We start from the raw sequence: 24730 nt of genomic DNA, 5'->3' as shown, positions 1-24730 counted from the left end.
CGGCAGAGGGGACTCATATCAGTGCCTAGGATGGCTCCGGTCACCGCGTTCCTGCGGAACTCATGGCGCACTCTCACCGCGATGCGCACGGCATTGATTCTGCTATTTCTGCTGGCAGTGGCGGCGATACCGGGGGCACTCCTGCCGCAGCGCAGCCTCAACCAGGGAAACGTCAATCAGTACATCGCGGACAACGGCTGGCTGGGGGAGTTCTTCGACAAGCTCCAGCTGTTCGACGTGTTCTCCAGCTGGTGGTTCACAGCCGTGTACGTGTTGCTGTTTATATCGCTGGTGGGCTGCCTGACACCGCGGTCGATTGATCTGGTCAAACAACTCAAGGCCCGGCCGCCGCTCGCCCCGCGTAACCTTGCGCGCCTGCCGCATCATGCGGCGTACCGGACCACGGCCACGCCGGAGCAGGCCGCGGACCAGGTCCAAAAGAGCCTCAAGGGCTGGCGGGTCCGTCGCAACAACGGGGACGGTCGCGTGTCGGGCAGCATCGAGTTGTCCGCGGAGCGCGGGTATGCGCGCGAGGTGGGCAACATCGTATTCCACTTCGGCTTGCTGTTCCTGCTGATCGCGTTCGCGGCCGGCAAGTTCGTGTACGCGGAGGGCATGCGGGTGATCATCGCCAACGAGGAAGCGCCGGCCTTCTGCAACACCACGCCTAGTGCGTACGACTCGTTCCGGGCAGGTCTGCTGGTAGACGGCACTGACTTGGCGCCGTTCTGTATCAAGGTCGAAGACTTCCGTACCGACTATCTACCCAATGGCCAGGCGGAGATGTTCACCTCCAACATTCGCTTCAGTGAGGAGGTCACTACCACCGATCCAGACACATGGGATCCCTACACGTTGCAGGTCAACCACCCGCTGCGCATCGGCGGTACTCGTGTTTACCTCCAAGGTCACGGCTTCGCGCCCACGTTCACGGTCACGTTCCCCAACGGCGAGACCCGTACAGACACAGTGCAGTGGCAACCGACGGACCTGTTGACTTTTCTCTCCTCCGGCATCATGCGCTTTGATCCGCCAGCCGGCATGTACCCGGACATCGACGATCGCCTTGAGCAGCAGATCGCCATCCAGGGGCTGTTCGCACCGACCGCCTCGTTCGACGGCAACATACTCAGCTCCCGTTTCCCGCGGATGGACGACCCGGCGGTGGCGATCGACGTCTACCAGGGCAACGCCGGCCTGGACAATGGCGGCGCACAGTCGATCTTCTCGCTGGACCCCGACCTAATGGAGTCGGGCGCGTTGGAGCGTAGGGCCCGCGTCAACCTCATGCCCGGCGAATCCACGACCCTGCCCGATGGCACCGAGGTTCGCTTCGATGGAGCCGACGAGTTCATCAACATCCAGGTCTCGGAGGACCCTACTCAGATCTGGGTGGGCGTGTTCGCTGCCGTCATGGTGGGTGGACTCGTCCTGTCGTTGATGGTCCGTCGCCGAAGGATCTGGGCACGGGTCATTGTCGACGGGGCCCAGGCGACCCGCGTCGACCTGGGTGGCCTCGCTAAGACGGACAGATCGGGCTGGGGCCGGGAATTCGACGACCTCCGGGACCGGCTGGCCACCATTGCTACTGCTACACCCGTCTTGCCCGAACCTAGCGACACTGCATCTAGTCGAGGCGCCGACCCCGACGCTTCGTGGAAGGACAACATCCGGTGAACACTGTAATTCTCGCGCAGGGACTGCCTGTCAACGAGACGCTCTCCACCTACAGCGACCTGGCGTATAGGTCCGCGTTCGGTCTATACGTGCTGGCGCTTGTCGCATCGTTGATCTACTACGCCGGATTCCGGGTAGCCAAGGTGACTAAATCAAGCCGGAACCTAGTGGGTGCCGGTGGGCCCGGGCTCACAGAATCAACCTCTCTCACCGACACCGGAGACGAGGACCGTGAGTCCGCAGGCAGTGTCCGCTGGGCACGGATCGCACAGCTATTCATCATCATCGCCTTCCTCTTCCAAGCGGCTGCGCTGATCCTGCGCGGGGTGGCCACAGGTCGCTTCCCGTGGGGCAACATGTACGAGTTCATTCTGGCCACCACGCTGCTGGGAGTGGGCGCCGGGCTGATTTTCCTGCGCAAGCCGGCCCTACAGGTGGCCTGGCCATTCGTACTGGTACCGGTTCTGATCCTGCTGTTTTTCGGCGGCACCAACCTGTATTCCGAAGCCTCTCCCGTCGTGCCGGCACTGCAGTCGTACTGGCTGCCCATCCACGTCTCGATCATCTCGCTGGGATCGGCCATACTGCTGATATCCGGCGTCGCCTCGATCATGTACCTGATCCGGGTGTGGCAACCGCAGGGTCAGGAAACGGGCTGGAGCTCTGGGCTTTCCCGCCCACTACCGCATGCCGACACTCTCGACCGACTGGCCTATCGCACCGCTGTGATCGCATTCCCGATCTACAGCGTGGGCATCCTGCTGGGCGCTGTCTGGGCCGAGGGCGCGTGGGGTCGCTTCTGGGGCTGGGACCCCAAAGAGACTGCCTCCTTCGTCTCTTGGGTCCTTTACGCCGGCTATCTGCACGCCCGCGCCACCAGTGGCTGGGGCCCCAAGAAGGCCGCTTGGATCAACCTCGCCGGGTTTGCGGTGCTCATCTTCAATCTGTTCTTTATCAACATCGTGGTCTCCGGTCTGCACTCCTATGCTGGCCTGAACTGAACGGTTGAGGAGCACTTCGCAGCCTCGATATCTGCTTTAGAAAGCGCAGCATCCAACTCCGCGAAATGAAAGAAACGGGGCCGGCTATCGCCCCGGTCCGACTCGGGCAGGAGACGCTTTTTGGCACCGTGCGAGGCGAGCCGGGTAACCACACTGGGCTAGGTGGAACCGTTCGCGGCACCTCGGGGAAGCCGGTGGCTCCCTGAGTCCGACTACGAAGAGATCGGCAGAACGAAACTGTGAGCTCCCGCAATGAATCCGAACTGACCGGCCGCCGTGTCCGCCCGGCCACCTGGGCGATCCTGGCGTGGATGATCATCATGATCGCCGCCATCCTGGGGGCGTGGAAGGGGTCGGAAGCCCGGTTCGGTGTGCTGTCGGAGATCACCGTGGCCACCGACCGCAGCACCGTCAAGGCTCTGCCCTTCACCGCGACCGACCTGGACGGCAACTCCTTCACCAACCCGGTGCCCGAATTCGTGGTGCGCAGCGAGCACACACTGACCGTCCGATTGTCCACCGAGCTGCGCGAGTCGACGATGAACGTCTACGAGGTGCGTCAGGGCGGTACCAACGAGTACATCGTCGAGGCTGGCGGTGCCGGCGAGCTACTCATTCCGGTGAGCACCCCGGAGCATGGCCCCATCGAGGGCCTAGCCATCCGGTCGGTCCCGATCTTCTATGACAAAGCCGGTGAGCCGTCGATCCTCAACGGCGAATGGTCCGTGTCCTTCGTCTACGAGGACTGAGCGCCCCAGTGGCGGCAGCGGTATCGGCCTGACCATCACTCGCGCACTCGTCGAAGCCCACGGCGGGAACATTCGAGCGCACAGTGACGGGCCCGGCCGAGATGCAAGTTTCACTGTCGAGTTTCCGAGCTCTGGCCGCTCTCCCACTAACCGAGCCGGCATTTCCGGCGCGCAAGTGGCCGGGCCCGGTCTGATTTGACCGAAGAAGGGAGTCAGCTTATGTGTCGACCGACGTGGCGCTACCGCCTGCTCTACCGTGCGCGGACGGCGCCTTGCCCACGGCCGGGACCGGCGACGGAGGACGATCTCGTGCTGCGGTACGCCACGATCGCTGATCTCGGCGCGACCGCGCAGTTGCACGTTGAACAGCTACCGGCCGGTTTCTTCCCCGGCCTGGGGCCACGATTCATGCGTCGCTGGCACCGGACCTACCTTGATTCCCCGCACGGCGCGGACGCCTGCTTGGCAGAAGAGGCGGTTGCCGACCTGCGGAACTGCATCCGTACCAATCTCGACTGCGCCGATGTCTGCGTCGCCACCGCTTCCGTCCTGAGTCGCCGAACGGGCAGCAACCTGACCGTGGTCACCGAGTTGCTCAAGGCCTGCCGTGCCGCGTGCGCTACTTGCGCCGAAGACTGCGAGGCTCACGCCGACATGCACGAGCACTGCAAGCTGTGTGCTGACGCCTGCCGTCGTTGCGAAAAGGCCTGCAGCGACCTCCTCAGCGCCATTGGCTGAACCCGCGGCGCCGCTGTAGTCGTTGCTCGACTGGGTGTGCGACTTAGGTCCTACGGCGACAACCGACGATCTAGGGGGTTCTCTCCTATAAGCGGGCTCTCCTGTACGGCCCCCGGCTCCCTCCCGCACCTACTCGACGCCCCTTCCGGCTGGGGAAGGCTGCCGCTCCCAGCCCTACAGGATCCCGGGGCCGTCGAGGGCAGCCCACAGGACACCGGCCAGGACGCCCAGCGCCAGGCTCGCGGTCGCGGCGACCGCGGCCGTGACGGCCGGCCAGGCGGCCATCCCGCCGCGTCCGGGGAACTCGGCGGCTTGGGAGTCGGGTCGGGCGAAGACGGGGGCGAACCAGCGCAGGTAGTAGAAGAGGCTGATCACGCTGTTGACCACCACCACCAGAGCCAGCCACCCGTGACCGCCGTCCCAGGCGGCGGTGGCGGTGGTCAGTTTGCCCACGAAGATCGCCAGGGGCGGGGTGCCCACCAGCCCCAGCAGCGCCACCAGCACGGTCAGTCCCAACCTTGGGCGGGAGCGGGCCAGCCCGCGGTATTCGGCGAGCGTCCGGTGCTCGGGCAGGGCAGCGGTCACGGCAAAGGCGGCGACGTTGGTCACGGCGTAGGCGGCCAGGTAGAACAACAGCGAGGGCAGGGCCAGGTCGCTGCGCCCGGCTGCGGCCACGGGCACCAGCAGGAACCCCACCTGCGCCACGGTCGACCAGCCCAGTAGCCGGCGGGGATCGGTCTGCCAGTAGGCGGCCAGGTTGCCCAGGAACATCGAGGCGGTGGCCAGTAGGGCGGCGACGAGCAACCAGGAGTGCTCTTCGGCGGAGACCGTGGCCACCAACCGGTACACGGCCACCAGCGCGCCCACCTTGGGCACGGTGGTCAGGAACGTGGCGGCGGTGACCCCGGAGCCCTGGGCGGCGTCGGGCACCCAGAAGTGCATCGGCACCCCGCCGGCCTTGAACAGCAGCCCGGCCAGCACCCCCAGGATGCCTGTCCCCACGGCGGCGTCCGGTGCGGTGGGCAACGCCTCCCGGAGCAGGGCGTAGTCGGTGCCTCCGGCCAGGGCATAGAGCACGGTGACGCCCAGCATCAGCAGGATCCCGGACAGCGCCCCCATGAGGTAGGTCTTGACCGCCGCCTCGGCGCCCAAGCGGCCGCCGGTGAGTCCGATGATCCCGTACAGCGGGATGCTGGCCAGCAGGAATCCCACGATCAGCACCAACAGGTCGGTGATCCCGGCCAGGACCATCACCCCGGCGGTGGCGAAGAGCAGCAGGGCGTAGGTGTCGGATTCGCGCGGGGAGTCCTTGAGCTCCCCGGAGGCCACCCCCAGGATCAGCAGGGTGGCCAGGGTGGCTATCACCCGTGCGGCGCCGGTGGCGGTGTCCACGGCAAAGGTACCCGCAAAGGCGCTTTGCGCAGGCCCGGCCATAGCCACCGCGGCGGCGGTCGCGGCGCCCAGTAGCGCCAGGGCGGCCGCGGCGCGGGCGATCCACTGGCGCTGCCGGGGGAGGAACGATCCGCCCAGTAGCACCGCCAATCCGCCGGTAAAGACGATGATCTCGGGCAGCAGCAGCCCGGGGCTCATCTGCATGGAGGCGTCCACGGGTTACCGTCCCACCAGTTCCACGAGGGCGGCCGAGCTCGGCTCGATCACCCCGAGCAGCACCAGCGGCAGCACTCCGATCAGCACGGACAGCGCCAGCAGAGGGCCGGCCGACCACAGCTCGTGCGCCCGCAGGTCCGCGAACCCGGGGGAGCGCCCGGCGGCGGGCCCGGTGAAGACCCGCTGCAGGGCCCGCAGGAACAGGGCGGCGGTGATCACGATGCCCACTAGCGCCACTGCGGTCACCGGGGCCACGGCCACGCTGCCGGCGAAGATCTGGAACTCGGCTATGAACCCGGAGAACCCGGGCAGGCCCAGGGAGGCAAAGGCGCCGATCGCGAACAGCGCCGCGTACCGCGGGGCGGGGCCGGCCAGCCCGCCATAGGAACCCAGGTCGTAGGTCCCGGCCCGGCTCTGCATGACCCCGGCCAGCAAGAACAGGGCGGCGGTGATCAGTCCGTGGCTGACCATCTGCACCATCGCGCCGGTGACCGCCACGGACCGGGCCTGCTCGGCACCCTCCACCAGCAGCCCGGCCGCACCCAGGGCCAGGACGATGTAGCCCATGTGGTTGACGGAGGTGTAGGCGATCATCCGCTTGAGGTCGGTCTGGGCAAGCGCCACCAGTGCGCCGTAGAGCACGGAGACGATTCCCACAGCCACGATCACCCAGGCCCACGCCCGCCAGACCTCGGGCAGCATCGGCATGGCGATCCGCACGAAGCCGTACGCGCCCATCTTCAGCAACACCCCCGCCAGGACGGCCGAGCCGGCGGCCGGGGCGTCGGTGTGGGCCGGGGGAAGCCAGGTGTGGAACGGCACGGTGGGGGTCTTGACGGCCAAGCCCACCAGGATCGCCGCCAGCACCAGCCCCCCGGCGAGCGGCTCACCGGCCAGCGGGGGTGCGGCGACCAGCTCGGGGATGTCAAAGGTGTGGGGCGCCGAGAACACATACAGCCCGATGAAACCCAGCAGCAGGGCCAGCGACCCCAGGAACGTGTAGAGGAAGAATTTCAGCGCCGACCGGGCCGCATTGCCGTGGCCCCACCCGGCGATGATGAAGTACATTCCCACGATCGACAGGTCAAAAAAGACGAAGAACAGGATCAGGTCGGCCGAAACGAACACGCCGAGGCTCATGCTCTGCAGGAACAAAAATAGCGCCGCCTGCACGCGCGGCCGGTCCGAATCCCGCAGGCAGTACACAGCGCACGCCAAGAACACCACGACCGTCATCGCCACCAGCGGCAGGGACAGCCCGTCGATGCCCACGTGGTAACTGCTGCCCACCCCCGGGATCCACGGCACCTGCTCCTCGAACGCCAGCCCGTTCGGTCCCGGGTCCTTGTAGCCGGCCCACACCACGGCAACCAGCAGCACTTCCAGCACGCTCACCGCGATCCACGCCCATCGCGCGGCCGCCGGCCCGATCGCCGGCACCGCGGCCAGGACGGCGGCGGCGGCCAAGGGGAGAAAGACGATCAGACTGAGCATGCTCATCCCATCACTGCGTAGACGGTCCAGGCCACCACGGCCACGGTGAGCACCGCGACGGCCTGCAGGAGGTACTGGTGGACGGCCCCGGTCTGCGGGGTGCGGGCCAGGTGCCCGAGTCGGCGAACCCAACCGGCCAGGCCCTCGACGGCGCCGTCGACCACGGCGTCATCGAGGCGGGCCGCGCCCTGCCCGGCCGTATGGGCGGCCCGTGCGGCTGCTCCGACTCCGGCGTCGAGGACCTCGTCGTCGAACCGCGCCACGGACCGTGCCAGCATCGGGACGGCCCCGGCCACGGAGGTCACGGCGCGGTCCAGGACCGCGTCGTCGAACCGGGCCAGGAGGTGCGCCAACCGCATGACGGGAACGACGACGACAACGTGCGCAGCAGCCTCCAGCCCCAGCCACCGCTCGGCCCACCCGAGTTCCGGGGCGCGTAGACGTCGCATCAGCAGCACCACGGCCAGGGCGATGGCGGCCGAGACCACGAGCTCGAGCGCCGTCACCTCGCCGTGCCCGCCCATCGCCTGGGCGAGGGCGCCGCTGAGCGGGGGCAGCGCCAACACCGACACCGCGGCCGCCCCCGCGGCCAGCACGACCAGCGGGGCCTGCTCGAGCGCCCCCACCTGCCCGGTGCCGAGCTCTTGCGTTGCGCCGACCTCCCGCCCGGCGGTGGGCTCCTCGACCCGGGCCTGGGCCCCGCGGTGCCAGATCGTCCATAGGACCTTGCCGGAGTAGGCCGCCGACAGGGCCGCCGCCACCAGTCCTGTGGCGTAGAGCCAGGCCGAGGTCTCCAGGGCCCCAGCCAGCACCGCGTCTTTGGTCGCCCACAGGGACAGCGGCGCGATCCCGGCCAGGGCCAGGGCTCCCACGGTCGCGGTCACGCCCACCACCGGCCATCGGCGGCCCGCCCCGCGCAGTTCCGTGAGCTTCTCGGTGCCCAACGCGGTGAGCCACGCCCCGGCAGCGAGGAACAGCAGTGCCTTGGTGGAGGCATGAGCCACCAGTTGGGCGGCACCTCCGCTCACCGCGCCCACTCCGGCGGCCAGCACCACAAATCCCATCTGCGCCACAGTGGACGCCGCCAGCAACTGTTTGAGATCCCGTTGGGCCAACGCCACGATCCCCATCGCCACCGCGGTCAGTAGCCCGATCCACGCGGCGGCCGGGCCCGCCCACCCGGTGGAGGCGAGCAGCGGCTCCACGCGCAGCAGCAGGTAACCGCCCATTGCCACCATCGCCGCCGAGTGCAGCAGTGCGCTGACCGGACTGGGGCCCTTCATCGCGCCGGAGAGCCAGAACGAGAACGGCAGCTGCGCGGCCTTGCCCAGTGCCGCCACCATGATCCCGGCCGCCACCACGTGCCGCCACGGGCTCTCCGCCGCCGGCAACTCGGACAGGCCCATACCGGCGCCGCCGGCCAAGGCAGCGCCGGCGGCCAGGTAGAGACCCAGGTCGGCGGTACGGGTGGTGAGGAAGGCCGTGAGCCCGGCCGAGACGCGGTCGGTGTCCCGCCACCAGAACCCGATCAACGCGTACGAGGTCGCGCCCATCAACTCCCAGGCAAACAGCAGCGCTGGCAGGCTGGCGGCCGAGGCCGTGATCAGGGCCGCGGCGGCGAAGAGCAGCATCAGCCCGTGGAAGCGGGGCCGGGCCGCCCGGATGTTGCCGGCCGCAAAAACCAGCACCAAAAGGGTCACCACTGCGACCATCGGCAGGGTCAGCGCCGCCAGGGCGTCGACCTCCAATGCCACGTCGACGCCGGCGATGAACGGGAACGCCACCGCTGGCCGCGCAACGGCGACGACAGCCGCCAGCAGCGCGGTCACGGCAGCGGTCGATACCGCGATCGGGGCCGCAACCCGCTCCGCCCGGGTCAGCGCGAGCACCGCACCCACGGCAGCCGGGAGCACCACCAGGGTCAGCAGCAAGGTCTGGTCGGCGGTCATCCGGAGAGATCCTCGGCCATGTCGGTCATGTCGGTCTGCCGCTTGCGGTGCAACAGCGTCGCCACGGCAAAGCCCATGGCCATCTCCACGGTCATGGCCGCCAGCACCACCAGCAGCAGCACCTGCCCGGAGGGGCCCGGGGCCAGGAACCACCAGAACCCCGCGGCGGCCAGGAGCACCCCGTTGATCATCAACTCCAGGCCCATCATCACCATCACCACCACCTGCTGGGACAGGGCCCCGTAGAGCCCGACGGCGAACAGGGCGGCGGCCACCACCAGAACGGCCTCCAGGGTCATCGACCCACACCTCCCGGCTGGGGGTCGTCGGCCGGGCGGCGCCGCAGATCGTCGCCGAGCCGGTCGTAGCGGGTGCGCCCGGCGGCCAGGACGATCCCGGCCACGATGGTGGCCACCATGACCGCGCCCACCACGGCCATCACCAACATCTTTTCGCCCATGATCTCCAGGCCCAGCGCGTTGGTGAGGTCCTCGGGTGGGGCGCCACGTCGCTCGGGCCACGGGATCAGCAGCGCCCCGGCGGCCAGCAGCACAAAGACCCCGACCGAGGTGCCGATCGCGGTCTTCTTACCGTGGGTCATGTCCATCGGCATCAGCGCCGGGTTCATGCCCATGAACATCACCATGTAGACCGCCATCACCGCCATCTCCATGACCATCATCAGAATCGTGATGATGCCCAGGTAGCTCTGACCCAGCAGCAAAATCATCACCCCCACGGCGATGAACGATGCCGCCAGCGCGTAGGTGGCCCGGGCCATCGAGTCCACCACGAACACGGCCGTCCCCGCGGTCACCGCCACCACAGCGAGTACCCAGAACACGATCCCGACCAGCACGGCTCAGCCCTTCCAGACCACGACGAGGGACACAAGCAGATCCTGGGCCACGACGGCCGGGAGCAAGACAGTCCAGCCGATCTCCATGAACCGATCCGGTCGCAGCAGCGGAAGTTTGCGCCGCGCCCACACCAGAACCGTCAGCACCAGCGCTGTCTTGACCAGCACCCACGCCCAGTCGGGCAGGACGGGCCCGGCACCACCGCCGAGGAAGAGCGGCACCGAGAACGCCGCCCCGGCGGTGAGGAACAGGTAGCGCCCGGCCTGCAGGACCAGCCGATCGACCCCCGAGAGTTCGGCCGTCACCCCGCCGACGATGTCCGCGGACAGGGCCGGGGCGAATGGACCCCATACAGAGAAGCCGGTCACGCCGATCAGGAAGACCAGGAACGCCACCGGCATCCACACCACAAACCACACGCCGTCCTGCGCGGCCGCGACGTCGCCCACCGCCAGACTGCCGGCGGCGATCGCCGGGGCCACCAATGCGAACATCAGCGGCAGCTCATAGGCCAGCCCGTGCGCGAGGAAGCGGTAACCGCCCACCAGACCGTGGATGGAGTTGGCGCCCCACCCCGCCAGCCAGACCAGGGCCCACACCATGACGTCGACGGCGTTGAACCACACGACTCCCACGTCGAGGTCCGCCAGTGTCCAGCGGCCCAGCGGGATCACGGCGATCATCAGGAACGCCCCGACCAGCATGCCCGCGCCGCCGATCCGCCACAGCAGGGTGTCCGCGGCGACCGTCGTGCGGCGACGCTGCCGCAACAGACGGGCCGCACGGGCCAGGGGAGTGGGCCCGCCACGACCGCCGCCCCGCGCCGGCGACGAGAGCACCCCGTCCAGCGCCACCGCGAACAACGCCAGCCCACACAGGATCACCCCGGCCAGCACGGCCCACCCACCGGACACGGTCGTCACCACGGTCTCAGACATGCCCCACCTCCCGGACGGCAGGATGCGAGCCCAGATCAAGGCTCGCCACCGCCAAGCGCACAGTGCCCAGCTCCAAACCGGTCACCAGGTCCGGCACCACCGCCCACGGCACAGTTAGTTTGTCCGCAGATTCCTGCGCTGAGCCGCCATCCGCCCGGTCCGGCGTTGCGCCGCCGACCTCGACGCGGATCCGTTCCAGTTGGGCCAGCAACCGGTCGTGGGCATCCCCGAGGCAGTGCCCCGGCAAGCCGTGGCGCTCCAGATCGGCCGGGCCGAGCGGCAGCACGCCCCGCAATGACCAGCGCAGCAGCCGCGACCTGCGAACCTTCCGGTGCAGACGCTCGACGGCGTCACGGGCGGCACCGGGATCGCCCGTCAGAATCCCGTCCCGGGCACGGCGGGCGCAGTCCGCCAGGTCTTCGGCACCGGCCAGTGCCAGCAGTGCCATGACCTGATCACATTGGGTCACCGTGGCAGACGCGTGGTCCGTGGGCCGACCGGGTGCTCCGGCCCTGTGCTCCGTCGCGTCGATCACCGAGGCGGTGGCGTCGACGACAACGTCCCCCTGTAGCGAGCAGTGCAGCACGAGCCCGGCCGGCCAGAACGGCAATACCGGACCGAGCGGCAGATGGAGAACATCCATCTCCAGGCCGTCGCGGTCCTCCCCGCCTTCGGCCAAGGGAATCCCGGCGGGAGCCATGTCCATATCCCCGTGGCCTTCATGGCCCTCGTGCCCGCCGTGGTCTGCGTGGCCCTCGTGGCCACCATGCCCGCCATGGTCTTCGTGGCCCTCGTGCGCCTGGCGATCCGCGTGCTCTTCGTGGTCCGAGTGTCCACCGTGGCCCTGGTGTTCCTCGTGTCCTTCGTGACCCACGTGCCCTTCGTGCCCTTCGCCATCAGCATTGTTCGCGTGATCGGACATCGAGGGCTCCTGCGCCCGTTCGCGGGCGTCGGTCCGGTGATGGGAAGTGTCGAGCAGGAGCGCAGTGGCATTGTCGAGGGCGGGAACCACCGCTCCGGGCGAGGCGATGCCGATGCGCACCCGAGGGCCGGGCATCTGCTCCCAGAGGCGGTTCGCCAGATCCGACAGCTCAGGGCCCGGCGCACCACACACGACGAGCACGTCCCCCTGAGCCGGACTACTGGCTATCCGCCACCCGCGACGGAGTAGCTGTTGCTCAAGCTCCATCCGAGTCGCCCACTGGCCCGGGGCCTCGACGACGAGCACCCGGGTGGCCTGGACGGCGAGGCGGGCGAGAAACGGGCTCAAGCCCATCGGAATGCGCCTTCTCGCCGTGCCCAGGCCACGGCGACTAGCAGGGCACCAAGGAACAGGAACATCTCCACCACCGCAGAGAGCCCCTTCTCGATCACCACCACGGCCCACGGGTACATAAAGAGCATCTCGACGTCGAAGGCCAGAAACACGATCGAGGCGAGGTACCAGCGTGCGTGGAACCGCGACAGGGCGTGCTCCTGCGGTGCCCACCCGGATTGGGCCGGCAGGACTGTCAACGGGTCGGAGGTAATGCTGGCCACGCGGTGGAGTGCATAGAAGAGAGCAACGACAGACAGCGCCACCAGAGCCACGGACACGATCCCTGAGGACATGACGGTCTCTCCCCTTTCTCGCGGTCGAACATCGAGGCCGGTCGCTGAGCGGTGGGAGTCACCTTAACGGATTACCGCGATCGATAATCTCGTTCCAGCTCGGCGGTCAGCCGTGACCGGGGCCGGCTCCGCAGAGCAGCAGGAAATGATGGGCGCTGTAGGGCACCGGCAGAGGGTGCTTTCAGGGGCCAGTCCGAAAACCGCGGTTCTCCGAGCCCGATCGACCAGCCTCGGGCAACGTGTCCTGGGGCGCCCACCTCGCTCCCTCGGTGCCAAGGTCAAGATCTCGTGAAGAAACCTGACGACTCGAATCATGTACCCACCGGGGGTATATGATTCTGGTGTGGGATCGCCCCACGGCGTTCGGCGAAAGGATTAAGACGATGACGGCCACCACATACCAAGTTCAGGGGATGACCTGCGGGCATTGCGTTTCATCCGTGAAAGCCGCTGTTGGTGCATTGCCCGGCGTGATCGGCGTCGAAGTCAACTTGCAGGCAGGAAGTATGACAACGACCGGAACCGCGACTACCCAGGCCGTATCCCAAGCCGTGGCCGACGCCGGATACGCGATAGTCTCCGCAGATCAGACGGTCGGTGTCTCCTTGCCCATGGCGAGTGGAACGGGTGGCTGCTGCTGCAGCTGACGGTTGGCCCATTTCGGCCCGATGACGCGATGAACCACGTTCTCGAGCGAACACAGCATTGGCCGGGTGGGCACCCTCGCTCACCCGGCGCTCGACTTCCAGCCGCAAGTCATTGAGAGATGTCCGGGTCGGCATGTGGCCCGCGCGCGTGTGGCCCATATGGTGGCGCCGAGGATGATGGGGGACATGAACTCTTCTGCCCGTGCGCTCGGAACGACAGAAGTCGCCGCACCGACGCCACGTCCGGCCACGGGCTTGCGGGCGATGGTTGTCGAGGACGAGCAGTCTTTGGCCGATGTCGTGGCCACCTACCTCGAACGCGAGGGCTTCGAGGTGACGATCTGCGGCGATGGTCTTCAGGCGGTGACACTGGCCCGGCAAATCGACCCAGACGTCATCGTCCTTGACCTTGGCCTGCCCGGGCTGGACGGGGTGGAGGTCTGTCGAAGCATTCACGGCGTCCATCATCGTGGCGTGGGGGTTGGCGGTGACCATCGCAGTGTTACTGGCGCTGCTGGTGAGTTGGTATCTCACCCGGAGAGTTCAACACTCCGTCACCGCCGTGACCTCCTCGACTGCCGAGATCGCCAGTGGACGCTACGACACGCGGGTCGTTAGCCCAGGCCTGGGCCGCGAGTTCGACGATCTCGCCGACAGTGTCAACGAACTCGCCCGACGGCTCGACGCCACCGAGACCACCAGACGCAGAATGCTGGCCGACCTCGGACACGAAATGCGCACACCCCTTGCCACACTCGACTCCTACCTCGAAGCCATCGACGACGGCATCCACACCTTCGACGACGACGTCCGAACCATTCTGTGGTCGGCTACTCGGCGGCTGGAGAGACTCGCCGCGGACATCGTCGACGTCTCCCGCGCGGAAGAACACCTCACCCGCCTTCGCCCCAGTCCGACCACTACTCGGACGCTGGTCACCCGTGCGGTCGACGCCGTCCGAGAACGATACGAGAACAAGGGAGTCCAGCTACACACCCACGTCGACGACGCACCGGTGACGGTGGACACCGACCGCATCGGACAAGTGCTGGGCAATCTCCTGGACAACGCACTTCGCCACACCCCCGCCGGCGGCACCGTCACCGTCATCAGCGGGCAGGTAGGGCGCCGCCACGTCGAGATCACCGTGTCGGACTCCGGCGAAGGAATCGCCCCACACCACCTCGACCACCTCTTTGACCGCTTCTACCGAGCCGACACCTCACGCGGCCGCCACAGCGGCGGCAGCGGTATCGGCCTGACCATCACTCGCGCACTCGTCGAAGCCCACGGAGGGCACATTCGAGCGCACAGCGACGGGCCCGGCCAAGGTGCGAGCTTTACTGTCGAAATTCCAAAGCCGGACTAAAGACGACTCAGGTGGCCGCCGGGCCGAGGGGGTCAGGGGCGGTCATGCCAGTACGCCTGAGAATCCGTCGGTGGCGTCGAGGTAGCCGACATCGCGCAAGGCCGCCTCGAGAACCCGGACATACGGAAGATGCAGTTCGGTAGCCATGCCATCGAGAGTCGCTCGGGCCGGCAGGCCGCGCAGACCGCGGGTGCGCCACAAGTACAGATTCTGGCGGGTGATCCCGATTCGGCGGGCCAGCTCGGCCTCACTGACGCCGTAGGTGTGCTTGTGAGCATCAATGAGCTCGACCAGGCGAGAGGTCTCCATAGTCCCGAGTATTCGCCTGCGCTGAGTATGTCGTCAAGTAGTAGTGGACGCTCTCGACAAGTACTACTTTACATAACGTCTGGTTACCGGTGTCGTCCCGCCGCCAGTCGGAGAGGGCGCCCGCTGGCTCGACCTCGTCAATGTGTCAGCGCGATTCTGTGGCTGGGACGAGCTGGACTGGAGCCTGCGAGTGGAAACAAAGGGTCCTGCCTCGACTTGAGGCAGGGCCCTTCCTTTTTCTTCGGCTAGTTCAGTGAGCGGCGTCGTACGCCTCGACGATGTCGGCGGGGATACGTCCACGGTCAGAGACCGTGTGCCCATTGGCGTTCGCCCACTCGCGGATCGCTTTGGTGTCGGTGCGCCCGCCCGAGGTGCGGGCGATCTGCTTCTTCTTGTCGCCCTTCACTCTGGTCGCCGCTGACCGGAACGGTTCGATCGCATCATCGAACAGAGCGGCGTTTTCGGCGCTCAGATCGATGCTGTAGTCCTTGCCGCGGTAGCTGAACTTAATCGACACGGCCTCGTCTCGGTCTAGTTCCTTACCGTCGAAGTCGTCGATGAAGACTGCGGAATATACGACTGCCATTGTTCTCCCAAAGATTGTCAAGGTGCGGGACTAAGTATCCACACTTGACGATCTTGGTCAATTTTTCAGCAAGCTAGGAGTGGCAATAAAAACAGCTTCCCCAGTATGGCCAGTGGGCTATCTCACAGCTTGGCGATATCTGGGGTTGTTCCGCACGTCCTCGGTCGGCTTAGTGCTGCTGAACGGTTTTTTGCGGACGGTCGGCAGCAGCGTTGTCATCAGACCACTTAGAGCGTGCCGGCAACCGGAAACTCACCACATGCCGGTTATGGTTCCCAGCATCTCTTCCCAATGCCGCAGCGGCAGCAAGTGGCCCTCGTCCCGGTAGAGTTATTTCGACAAGCGGGGTTCCGGCGTGTGTTTGTCGCTGGGTCATGATTCCTGCCGGGCTCGGTGCAGTGTCGCGTACATAGCCAGCACGTTATTGACGCGAGGCATCGTAGTCGAGATCCGACCACGCATACGGCAGGGGTGGAGGTCGTTTAGAGGGGATTGCAACCTCAGACACTGAGATGAGGTTCGGCGCCGCACCAGACGGCGTTCGTATCGTGTGGTGGCCGACTCCGATCAGTTCGGTGCGCCGTTGTGCGACTGCATGTCCCACCAAGGTGAGGCGATCTCCGAATGATGAGACCTCAGCGCGGACCACTGCCCCATGTCTGACGGTGGCCGGCGAGCAGTTTGTGCTCGCAACATCAATTAAGTCCGCCCGTTCAGCCCAGATATTTAGCACGCGGCTATTAGGGGACTTGCCCCCGGTCGTGATAAAAGCCAGTCCCACTCTCAGCTCATTTGTCACGGCAGAGCGGTGAATTGGGCCGAACACACTGTAAACACCAAATATCGGGCTACGGAATTGAACTGTCCATTGCTCGCCCTTCGAGTGCGCCTCGATCAAGCTCAACATCTGGTGGACCGGGCGCCGCTTCGGCGGCCGGAGCGCGGGTAGCGGGAGTGGCGAGTGCACCAAGGACCTCGAGACGATCGTAGCGAAACCGGACACTAGTGTCCTATAGTATCGCTGAGGGGCCCTCGGGTGCCAGAAAGGGTCGTGCCGGTCGCTCGACACGGTCGATCGACGGCGATAATGGGCCTGTGCCTATCTCGGATCACAAGTTTTCGCCCATGGAGCTGCGGGAGAGGGAAGTCGTGCGCCGAGCCATCGGAACGGTCGTAGCCCGGTTGCGGAAGGCGGCCGCGCTCTCTCAGGTCGAAGTTGCCGAACAGGCGAACATGAGCGAGAGAGAGCTTCGACGGATTGAAAAGGGAGTCGGCGGAACCCCGCTGGATCGTCTATGGCCTCTAGCCCGTGCGATAAATTCAACGCCAGAAGAAATCGTGCTTGAAGCGCAGAAGCTCATAAGCGCCGACCCAGAACTCGGCTGAGAATACTAATGGGCCAGCCGCGACTCGTTTGATAGGCCGACCCAGTGGCGAGATTTGGCATGGCTGTAGAGATTGACGATCGTGGTCTGCACCCACCAACAACTTTCAGCTAGAACAGTCAGTACCACTGACGGCTAGGCTGTTCACTCCGTCGCGGCCTCCGGCAGGTTGCAGGGCGAAATCCTTGGGCTGATTGTTCGACACGCGCTGGTAAATAATTGGTTGACCAGCCTGCGTGGTGCTCAGGGTGGCGGCACCGATGTGAGACTTGGCGAGGGACGGTAGGTGAGGGCCGCGAGCGTCACTTGCGCGGCCAGCACCTCGTTGAGGGCTTTGAGTTCTTGAACTTCGGCCGTGAGAGACTCCACCTTTTCCGTATTGTCATTTCGGGTTCGGTCTCTATTTGCAGATTGATAAATTTCGATGAGTTCTTTTAGGTCGAGGTGTTTGTGGGTAAGCGCCGTTCGTGCGAGACCAGCTTCCTGGGCTATCGCTTTGACTGATAGCCGTCCCGAACTACTTTCGGATTCACCTTTCAGGGTCCGAATGAGCGCGGCAATGAGTTTGTCGCGTTCTTCTGCATCATCACCGCGTCGGGTCATGAATTGTTCTCTCCTTGTTCGTGTCGGGTGATTTCCTTGGTAAGTTCGTCCGCGATTTGCTGGTTGCGCGCTGCCAGCGGGGCGGGTAAGTAGTCGATTTCAGCGAGTAGTTGGTCGCGTTGCCGCGTCTTCTCTTGGAAGTGGCGGTCGAGCAGGGCGATGTTGGGGCAGCCGCGTTGGCAGTTGGTGAGGTCTGGTGTCCCCGAGTCGCGGTTGGTAGTTCGGGTGGGGTGGCAGAGGGCGGTGGCGGCAACGTACGAGCAGACGTTGTGGGCGTGCCCGTTGTCGTGAATGAGAGTGAGTCCGGATCGTTTGAAACGCTCGAGTGCTGCTTCGGTTTTGACCTCGCCGGCGAACTCGGCAGCAAAGGCGGTGACGCCATCACGGACGCGATTCGCGGCCGGGCCGCTAATGGCAGATCCGCCTTCGAGTTCTTCGGCGAGTAGCGTGAGGTCGTCCCAGGAGCCGAGGAGGGCGTCTAACTCCACTACATCGGGGAAGCCGGACTCCTCGCGCCCCGCGTAGCCGAGGGAGACGACGCTTTTGACGTGCCCGTACTGGATGCCGAGCGCAATCTCACCGCCGGGCTGGTTGGCGATGTGGTAGGCGAGCGTGCGTCGGAAGCGGGTGGTTCCGATAAGCAGGCGAGCGGCGTCACCGGATTGGTTCTCGGAGAGGATGCTGGTCGGCCCGGAGATTGGAACGACCGGGTCTCCGTTCTGGGTAGCGTGGGCGTTCCAGAGCGTGATGAAGCTGCCGAGACTAATACCTATGGAGGACGTGGTGGCTACTTCGCCTTGCCGCTGTTGGCCTTCTCGTGGGCGGCGGTTCCAGGCGAACAAATATGGGGTGTCTGGTCTCGCGAGCTGTTCGAGCGCCTCAATCGCGCGGGCGGCGGGCTCGATGGTCACCCACGGCTGGTCGCGTTGAGCACCTTGACTGAGTTGATCACCGTACTCGTCGCGGAGGCCCTTGAACTCGCGGCCGACGATTGTGTACTCAGCTGCGGCGCTGGCATTGCTGGTGACTGGGTTGTAGCGGAGGCAGCCGCGTTGAAGGTGCAGGACCTCTTGGGGGCGCATGCCGGTGAAGTAGGAGATGAGCACGAACGCTGCCGACCGCACGCTGCCTGCGTCGTAGGACTGGAGCCAGTTGGTGGCGTCCTTCCATTGTCGGGCGTTCTCGGCGGAGAGACGGCCCGGTGGGAGCGTGATCCCTTGCGCCGTGAACCATGTTTCAGCGGTCTTCTTAATGCCGCGACGCCCGACGGTGAGTGTGCCGTCGAGATAGCCGCTGATGACGGTGTGGGCGGCAACGATGAGCGCACTGATCGCCTCAGGGTGGAACGGTTCGGTTTTGTTCTCGTACTCGACTGGGGCAGGACCGAGCCACCGGCTATATTTCGCCGAGAACCATGAGGGTGCGGTGAACGCGTAAGGCGAGGGCAGGTCGACATTGTGGGCCCACAGTCGCCCTAGGTGGACTAGTTGCGCAACCTTGTATGAATAGGCGCAATCCTCGCGTGCACCCACGTGCTCGCCGTACTGGGTCCAGTCGTCGGTGGTGAGGTCTGCGATGCTACTGAGTCCGTGTGCGTCGATCCAGTCCAGCAACAACTTCATGGCGTGGAACATATGGAGGGCGGTCCCGGCGGATGGGAACCGAGACTTCATAGACGTGGTTCGACGCTGAGTTTCCGTATTGAGGACGTTGTAGAGGTAAACCTTCGCCGCTTCGCGATGACGGGGCCGAATGGCAGCGAAGTTGATGTTCAATGTGATCTGGTTCTCGGAGAGCGAGAGGTAGTGGAGCGGCCACACGTCGTCGCCGAAGACTGGCTCCGGTGCTGCTTCGGGAGTCCGGTGGTGACGGTTGGCGAAGAGTGGACTGGTCAGCAGCGGGACGACCGGCGTGAGCCCGACCGTCCGAGTCGCAGCAGTGTTGACGGCGGGGTTGGTCATGTGTCCCAAGTCCTATTCATCAGTCGATTGACCTGGTCCCGGTCAGTATCGGTGACATCAGCGCGGGCAGCGAGGAGGTCGCTGTTCGAGAAGTGCCGATTGGGGACTAGCAGCGAGGCGATGCGGGCATGATGAGCCGCGAATCGCGAGTCCCAGAGGTGTGCTGGCGTGACAGCGCGCAATCCCTCCAGGTGGTCGTGGAGGGCGACGACTCGAGGGAGGTGTCGCTTAAGGACCACCGCGTTCGTACACGCGAAACAAGTCAGGAAGGACGCGCGGCACGGCTCATGAGTGTCGGGAGCATGCTCGTGGTCAACGCAGGCCGAGGCCACTGTGTCGCGCGCACCTGAGTTCACGTCCTCAAGCACGCCGCGGAAATCCGTAGGGAGGTCGTCGACCGTCGCCGCACCGTTCACGACTCGCGCCTGCACGGCGTGGAAATGGTCTTGAAGAACAGTGGCGATGACTGGCTGCACGGCCTTCTTCACCGTCGGATCGTTGAGGTTGTAGTCGATGTTGGTGTTGAGGCTATGACCTTGCGGATGAACTTGTGTGGCGAAGTAGGATCGCAACCTGATAGGAGTTGCAAAGTCCAGTTCGGGGTGTTCACCGCGCCAGGCCCTGAGGTATCTCGCTATCGTGTGGGTATTCGCGTCTACCAGCACGGTGAGCGGGACTGGTCGCGCGTTCCTACCGATCGCATTTACTTGGCCCGAGAGGGACACGAGCACCGCGTCAGTGGGGTAGCCCACCTCTTGTAGCGTGCGCCGCGCCCCGTCGGTGAGTTCGAGAATCATCTGAATCAGGCGGGCTTTGGATCGAGGGCCGTTGTCGGTGTAGGTCTCAGTCCACTCGCTGACGACGCCCCGTCGCGGTTTGGTGAGCCTGACGCGAAGATGGAGCGGTTCACTGCCGTCACGGGCGTCCACTCGGTTGACGTCGCTCACGCCGAGAGTGAGGGCGGTGCCGAGGTTCCAGCCGCAGGTGATGATCAATGCGAGGAGCGCGGCAGCGACTTCGGCGGGAGTCGGGTAGAGGTTCTCCCACAGCGGAAAGAGCGTTCGGTTATTGGTTCTCGAGTTCGGGTAAAGCCTGCGGTACACGCTCGGTGGCACGCGCCGCTTACTCGGGCTCCCGGGGCTGCGGTCTGCTACATCGCCGGTGCGGGCCACCTCGTCGAGGAACTGGGCGTACTCGTAGTCGGGATGGCGGTCGTCATACTCGCCACGCTGATAGGCGTCGACGACGTCCCAGCCATGCTTCACACGGGTGAGGGCATCACGCACGTTGTTGACACAGGTGAGTCGTAGCAACTCGATTTCCTCATCGGTCAACGCGTCGTCAGAGGCCTGCGGTTCCGGTCGCGGCGCAGTCGTCGATTCAATGACGTGTGCGCACTCCGCGCTGATGCCGGGAAGTGTGGGCAGGATGACTCGAAGAATGCGGTGCCGTCTGTAGCGAGTGTAATTGGTCCACAACATCAACCGTTCGCGGTACATCACCCCAGTCAGGTCACTGGCATTGACGACGCCGAGGTCGGAGAAGAACGCCCGGACTGCCGTCAGAGCTCTACCCGTCGTCGCTTTCGTGCCCCATGACCCCGAAGGCCCAGCCATGTCGATGAATCGTTCCATGAGTGCTTTTCGCAGGTTTGGTCCGACGTCAACAGATGTGAAATCGAGCTCGTAGGGCCGTCCGCGTGACGGGGTCACCCGGAGGCCGTCATTGACTGCTTCGCATCTCATGCGTCTGCGACCCGGTCGTCTAGGGCAGCGACCTGCGAGAGCGTGTGGTCGAGGGACAGCGGAGCACCCTCAGCGGCCCGCATGAACCACTCCCACTCCAGGGCCAGAACGGGTGCCAAATAGTAATTCCGAGTGGTCTCGACACTCCGGTGCCCCAGCAGTGTCTGGACTCGCAGCCAGATGTTTTGGCTGCGCACCATCGAGTCGAACGCGCCGGGCGTTAGTGCACCACGCTGGCACATTTCCATGTGTGCGGCGAGCGCAAACACATACAGCGCGAACGAGTGGCGAAGCATATGTGGATGAACCCGAATCGTTGTGTCATCGAGGACCGCGAGACCGGCCCCCCACGCGCCGCGAGAACCCGCCGTTCGGGCGGAAGCAGACTTGAAGACGGTGTTCCAGTTGGAGACGCCGACAGGCTTCCCGCCCGTCCCGAGCCACACCATGAGAGGACGCCGACGCCCCTCATCATCCAGTGCGTACATGCGTGTGCGCTGGGCGAGCGTGAGGTCGTCCAGCCGCCACCAACGCTCTTCACCAGCCCTTGCGGGTCGGCTCACCAGGACCTTGGTCGGAATCCCTCCGCGGCGGGAAATCTCTTTCAGGATCAGCGGGTCCGCGTCCTGCTCGTAGATGCCAGACCGAAGGCCGAACGCCACCTCGACCTCACGCGCCCCGGTGACATATGACGTGATCGACTGGTGCGTCGCGCGGTCCAAGTACATCATCCGGCCCCGCGACGGGCTCCCTTTCGACAGCGAAGCTGGCACCCGCCCAGAGACCAGTCGCGTGCTGAAATCAGCGCTGGGAATCTCAAACGTCAGCAGCCCAGCACCTTCAGTTCGTCGCAGGCCAGTGTGGTAAAGCAAGTCCGCGTACGCGGTGTTCCTCTCACGCATCATCAACGATTCGCCGCGAGCTGATCCAATCCCCAGCAGGCCCTCGGACCGCCAGCGGTCGTACGCCCGGCGGGTCAGCCAGTTGACGTCCGCTGACAACTGTCCTTTGGTGGCATTGATCCGTCCCGACGGCACTGGATTGCCGGAGATAATTCCCAGACCCACAGCCACGTCGTAAAGCGAGCGAATGGCGACCAGGTTGCGAGCTAGCGTTGATGCAGATACCGGCTCCGCCGGAATATCTCGCAGATCATCATCGCCCGAGGCACCAAAGCGACGCCGGTCCATGAAATCGTTAATCTCAGCGCGGCGCACCGCAAGCCAGTCATTCCCCGGACCAAGCCATCTGAAAAAGAGCGCCACATCTGACGCATAAGCGGAAGCTGTATTGACGGAGTGATACCTCCGCGCCCACTCGGCAACCGCAGGATGAATATTCCCGTTGGCAGTCACCGGAATATAGAGGGGAGCCTTCCGGCGAAGAATCCCAGCCGCCTGGCTCATTGTGGATTCCAGCCACGCAGGCCGGTCAACCATGTCCGACAGCACGCTCAGACGAACGGTCTTCACCTGCGCGAGGTTCATGGGTTGCGAGACGGTCATGTCAGCCAGCGTAGAGCGCACCCAACAGTCGCCGGTTACTATATAAGTAGTGACCAGGCGCACACCTGATGATTCCGGTGTGCGCGGCCCATCGTCTGCTCCGCCAGCAGCCCTGAGTAGCGGGCCTGGTGGAAGAAGCCCCTGCGCGGGGTGGCGGTCGCGAACGAGCCGTCGGCGAACTGCTCGCGCGCCTGCAGGTTGATCGCGGTGGGGGTGTTGAACACCACCACTTGCGCCTCGCCCCGCTGGAACCGCATCCGTTCGGATTCGGCCTCCGGGTTCGAGCCGTAGATCCGTGCGACCGGGATCCCGTCGGCCTCGAGCAGCTCGGCCACCGGGTGCGCGGCCGTGGACACCATCTCGGTGGCGATCAACACCTGGTAGCCACGCTCGAGTTCGGCCTTGGCCGCCGCCACCGTGTGCTCGACCCGGATCATCGATGCCTTCTGGCGCAGCCTCACCAGTGCAGCCAGTCCGCGGGCGACGTTGTTGCCCGTCCTGGCCAGCTGCATCTCCCGCTGGAAATCGCCCCACTCCAGTTCGTAGGCCCGCCACTGGTCCGGGGTCAGCTCCACCAGGTCCACGTCGAACGGAGGTGGCCCCCACGGCGCCGATCGGGTGAGCATCAGCGGCGGATCGTGCCGCAGCAGGATGTCTCGCACGCCGCTGATGGCGGCCTGCTGGGTCTGCAGCAACTCCTTGGCCTCCGCGGTCCACGTCCACTTGCCGTAGGAGGTCTCCAAGGGCACGCCTCGTTCGGCCAGGGCCCGCCCGAAGTCAGCCCACCGGGCAGGCGGGTCACCGTGGACCTCTGCGAACAGCGACGACAGGTAGCCCCATTCGCCCGGGTGATGCCCCGGGGTGGCGGTGATCGTCAGCACGAACGGGGCCTTCTCGGGCGGGCCGTCCATGCGGGTCAGTCGACGCATGTAGCTGGTTCGCTTGCTGGCGTGCCGAAACTGGTGGGCCTCGTCGATCACCGCGACGTCGACCTTGAGCCGCGGGCGCCCGTTTCGCGCCATGAGTTTGCCCAGGCTGTCGGAGGACATGATGATCCATCGCAGATCGTCATCGCCCAGCGCGGCGATGGTGCGACGCCACGATGGGATGGTGATGCGCGCCGGCCGGTCCACCGTCACCAGGACCGTGTGTGCGCCGCGAATCTTGGCGATGGTCTTCGCCGCGGCCACCGCCACCAGGGTCTTGCCGGTGCCCACATCGTTCGCCAGGTGGACCTGCCGGAATCCGCGTTCGGCGGCTGTGACGATCGCGTCGACGTCTGCGTGTTGCTCCGGGCGCAGCGCCATCGGCGCGGCGGTCGCGCCCGGGCCCTCGCTGCCGTTGAGCTCGTCCTCCAGCAGGCGCAGGTAGGAGTAAGGCTTGCTGGCGTAAGGCTCCAGTGCGCTCGGCAGGGCGGTGTCGACGTAGGCGTGCGCGGTGAGCGACTTGTAGTAGGTCACCCCGGCCGGGATCCCGCCGCCCAGACCACCCCAGGGGAGCTCGAGCAGCCACACCCGCTGGCCGGGAGGGATGGTGGGGACCGTCGGCGCCGCGGCGGGCCGCTTTGTGGTCGACGTCGCCCGCGTGGAGCTTGTCTTGCGCTTGGCCGCGGGCTTGCGCGTGGACCGGGTCGCCATCAATGGCCGGCCCCGGCGCGGGCGGTGACGACGGCGGGTGAGTCCACAGCGTTCTCCTGGGTGGTCCTGGCGGGGTCGGGCTCACTTTAGGGGGCGGGTACGTCACCGCCGGCGTCCGCGGTTCCGGGCCGCCGGGGCGGCGGGGTGCGAGTCCGCGTGTTATGGAAGGACCTGGAATGAGATGACGACGACACCGACCCACCCGCGAGTGAAACTCCGGCCGCCGGTGGGGCTGCCAATAGCTGATGCCCTGTCGGATGGCCCACCGGCCTAGCATTCGCCGAACTGCCATCACTTATCAGGCCACGATCCGAGGAGATTCCGGGTTTCGAGAATCCCCGATCCGGGCCGGGGACTG

22 protein-coding genes and 3 pseudogenes are annotated in these 24730 nt (G+C 65.7%); 10 read left to right on the top strand and 15 right to left on the bottom strand.

What is annotated here, in order from left to right:
* Window positions 1-30: 30 nt before the first annotated feature.
* The 5 genes and pseudogenes from resB (at window position 31) to AB5G72_RS11345 (ending at window position 4165) form a co-directional block, all read left to right on the top strand.
* On the top strand, window positions 31-1677 hold the full coding sequence (resB, locus tag AB5G72_RS11365; RefSeq protein ID WP_096907181.1) for a cytochrome c biogenesis protein ResB: 1647 nt from the start codon (window positions 31-33) through the stop codon (window positions 1675-1677).
* Window positions 1674-2678: a c-type cytochrome biogenesis protein CcsB gene (ccsB, locus tag AB5G72_RS11360; RefSeq protein WP_017836393.1), complete on the top strand. Its 1005-nt coding sequence runs from the start codon at window positions 1674-1676 to the stop codon at window positions 2676-2678. The genes resB and ccsB overlap by 4 nt, the downstream gene beginning before the upstream one ends.
* A gap of 239 nt (window positions 2679-2917) precedes the next feature.
* Window positions 2918-3427 carry a DUF2771 family protein gene (locus AB5G72_RS11355; RefSeq protein ID WP_007626376.1) on the top strand — a complete coding sequence of 170 codons (510 nt, stop codon included), beginning with the start codon at window positions 2918-2920 and terminating at the stop codon, window positions 3425-3427.
* A pseudogene (locus AB5G72_RS11350) lies at window positions 3426-3626 on the top strand (ATP-binding protein); the annotation flags it as partial. The gene AB5G72_RS11355 and the pseudogene AB5G72_RS11350, both read left to right, overlap by 2 nt.
* A gap of 110 nt (window positions 3627-3736) precedes the next feature.
* The gene (locus AB5G72_RS11345) at window positions 3737-4165 is read left to right on the top strand and encodes a four-helix bundle copper-binding protein (protein WP_007626378.1); all 429 of its coding nucleotides are present in this window, start codon (window positions 3737-3739) and stop codon (window positions 4163-4165) included.
* Between the two features lie 174 nt (window positions 4166-4339).
* Here the strand turns inward: AB5G72_RS11345 and AB5G72_RS11340 are convergent, their stop codons facing one another.
* The 7 genes from AB5G72_RS11340 to AB5G72_RS11310 are packed head-to-tail and all read right to left on the bottom strand — an operon-like array spanning window position 4340 to window position 11714.
* The gene (locus tag AB5G72_RS11340) at window positions 4340-5755 is read right to left on the bottom strand and encodes an NADH-quinone oxidoreductase subunit N (RefSeq protein ID WP_043565818.1); all 1416 of its coding nucleotides are present in this window, start codon (window positions 5753-5755) and stop codon (window positions 4340-4342) included.
* 21 nt (window positions 5756-5776) lie between these two features.
* Window positions 5777-7267 carry a complex I subunit 4 family protein gene (locus AB5G72_RS11335; protein ID WP_007626381.1) on the bottom strand — a complete coding sequence of 497 codons (1491 nt, stop codon included), beginning with the start codon at window positions 7265-7267 and terminating at the stop codon, window positions 5777-5779.
* Window positions 7268-7269: 2 nt separating this feature from the next.
* Complete coding sequence (locus AB5G72_RS11330; RefSeq protein ID WP_154828152.1) at window positions 7270-9216, bottom strand: NADH-quinone oxidoreductase subunit 5 family protein; 1947 nt, start codon at window positions 9214-9216, stop codon at window positions 7270-7272.
* Window positions 9213-9515 carry an NADH-quinone oxidoreductase subunit NuoK gene (locus AB5G72_RS11325; RefSeq protein WP_017836397.1) on the bottom strand — a complete coding sequence of 101 codons (303 nt, stop codon included), beginning with the start codon at window positions 9513-9515 and terminating at the stop codon, window positions 9213-9215. Before AB5G72_RS11325 ends, AB5G72_RS11330 begins: the two co-directional genes overlap by 4 nt.
* On the bottom strand, window positions 9512-10075 hold the full coding sequence (locus AB5G72_RS11320) for an NADH-quinone oxidoreductase subunit J (RefSeq protein WP_064257203.1): 564 nt from the start codon (window positions 10073-10075) through the stop codon (window positions 9512-9514). Before AB5G72_RS11320 ends, AB5G72_RS11325 begins: the two co-directional genes overlap by 4 nt.
* A 3-nt stretch (window positions 10076-10078) precedes the next feature.
* Window positions 10079-11014 (bottom strand): complex I subunit 1 family protein, encoded by a 936-nt coding sequence (locus AB5G72_RS11315; protein ID WP_017836399.1) that lies wholly within the window; start codon window positions 11012-11014, stop codon window positions 10079-10081.
* On the bottom strand, window positions 11007-11714 hold the full coding sequence (locus AB5G72_RS11310) for a hypothetical protein (RefSeq protein ID WP_223210110.1): 708 nt from the start codon (window positions 11712-11714) through the stop codon (window positions 11007-11009). Before AB5G72_RS11310 ends, AB5G72_RS11315 begins: the two co-directional genes overlap by 8 nt.
* A 21-nt stretch (window positions 11715-11735) precedes the next feature.
* On the opposite strand from AB5G72_RS11310, the gene AB5G72_RS11305 reads away from it, so the two are divergent.
* Window positions 11736-12185, top strand: a complete 450-nt coding sequence (locus tag AB5G72_RS11305; RefSeq protein ID WP_187352317.1) for a hypothetical protein — start codon at window positions 11736-11738, stop codon at window positions 12183-12185.
* A gap of 95 nt (window positions 12186-12280) precedes the next feature.
* Here AB5G72_RS11305 and AB5G72_RS11300 read toward each other — a convergent pair whose 3' ends face one another.
* The gene (locus tag AB5G72_RS11300) at window positions 12281-12625 is read right to left on the bottom strand and encodes an NADH-quinone oxidoreductase subunit A (RefSeq protein WP_007626392.1); all 345 of its coding nucleotides are present in this window, start codon (window positions 12623-12625) and stop codon (window positions 12281-12283) included.
* A 332-nt stretch (window positions 12626-12957) separates the two neighbouring features.
* On the opposite strand from AB5G72_RS11300, the gene AB5G72_RS11295 reads away from it, so the two are divergent.
* The 3 genes and pseudogenes from AB5G72_RS11295 to AB5G72_RS11285 form a co-directional block, all read left to right on the top strand.
* The gene (locus AB5G72_RS11295; RefSeq protein WP_311200806.1) at window positions 12958-13272 is read left to right on the top strand and encodes a heavy-metal-associated domain-containing protein; all 315 of its coding nucleotides are present in this window, start codon (window positions 12958-12960) and stop codon (window positions 13270-13272) included.
* Window positions 13273-13536: 264 nt separating this feature from the next.
* Window positions 13537-13725, top strand: a pseudogene (locus AB5G72_RS11290) (response regulator); the annotation flags it as partial.
* Window positions 13718-14641, top strand: a pseudogene (locus AB5G72_RS11285) (sensor histidine kinase); the annotation flags it as partial. The pseudogenes AB5G72_RS11290 and AB5G72_RS11285, both read left to right, overlap by 8 nt.
* Before the next feature lie 42 nt (window positions 14642-14683).
* Here the strand turns inward: AB5G72_RS11285 and AB5G72_RS11280 are convergent.
* Window positions 14684-14950: a hypothetical protein gene (locus tag AB5G72_RS11280; RefSeq protein WP_067715495.1), complete on the bottom strand. Its 267-nt coding sequence runs from the start codon at window positions 14948-14950 to the stop codon at window positions 14684-14686.
* Between the two features lie 250 nt (window positions 14951-15200).
* Entirely contained in the window at window positions 15201-15536 is a 336-nt protein-coding gene (locus tag AB5G72_RS11275) for a histone-like nucleoid-structuring protein Lsr2 (protein WP_182642448.1), read from the bottom strand.
* A 1095-nt stretch (window positions 15537-16631) separates the two neighbouring features.
* Here AB5G72_RS11275 and AB5G72_RS11270 point away from each other — a divergent pair.
* Complete coding sequence (locus tag AB5G72_RS11270) at window positions 16632-16922, top strand: helix-turn-helix domain-containing protein (protein WP_081470468.1); 291 nt, start codon at window positions 16632-16634, stop codon at window positions 16920-16922.
* A 242-nt stretch (window positions 16923-17164) separates the two neighbouring features.
* Here AB5G72_RS11270 and AB5G72_RS11265 read toward each other — a convergent pair whose 3' ends face one another.
* The 5 genes from AB5G72_RS11265 to AB5G72_RS11245 all read right to left on the bottom strand — a co-directional run bounded on the left by AB5G72_RS11265 (window position 17165) and on the right by AB5G72_RS11245 (window position 24372).
* The gene (locus AB5G72_RS11265) at window positions 17165-17524 is read right to left on the bottom strand and encodes a hypothetical protein (protein WP_132064158.1); all 360 of its coding nucleotides are present in this window, start codon (window positions 17522-17524) and stop codon (window positions 17165-17167) included.
* Window positions 17521-19485: a hypothetical protein gene (locus AB5G72_RS11260; RefSeq protein WP_132064157.1), complete on the bottom strand. Its 1965-nt coding sequence runs from the start codon at window positions 19483-19485 to the stop codon at window positions 17521-17523. Before AB5G72_RS11260 ends, AB5G72_RS11265 begins: the two co-directional genes overlap by 4 nt.
* Entirely contained in the window at window positions 19482-21119 is a 1638-nt protein-coding gene (locus tag AB5G72_RS11255; RefSeq protein WP_132064156.1) for a hypothetical protein, read from the bottom strand. Before AB5G72_RS11255 ends, AB5G72_RS11260 begins: the two co-directional genes overlap by 4 nt.
* Window positions 21120-21226: 107 nt before the next feature.
* Complete coding sequence (locus AB5G72_RS11250) at window positions 21227-22735, bottom strand: tyrosine-type recombinase/integrase (RefSeq protein ID WP_440219910.1); 1509 nt, start codon at window positions 22733-22735, stop codon at window positions 21227-21229.
* A 38-nt stretch (window positions 22736-22773) separates the two neighbouring features.
* A complete protein-coding gene (locus AB5G72_RS11245; protein ID WP_440219909.1) occupies window positions 22774-24372 on the bottom strand; it encodes a DEAD/DEAH box helicase family protein in 1599 nt (532 codons plus the stop codon).
* Between the last annotated feature and the right edge of the window lie 358 nt (window positions 24373-24730).

The organism is Dietzia sp. MNB45, from assembly GCF_051994785.1.
Lineage (GTDB): Bacteria > Actinomycetota > Actinomycetes > Mycobacteriales > Mycobacteriaceae > Dietzia > Dietzia kunjamensis.
Note: the sequence above shows the minus strand (reverse complement) of the source record. Positions and strands in the feature narration are given on the sequence as shown.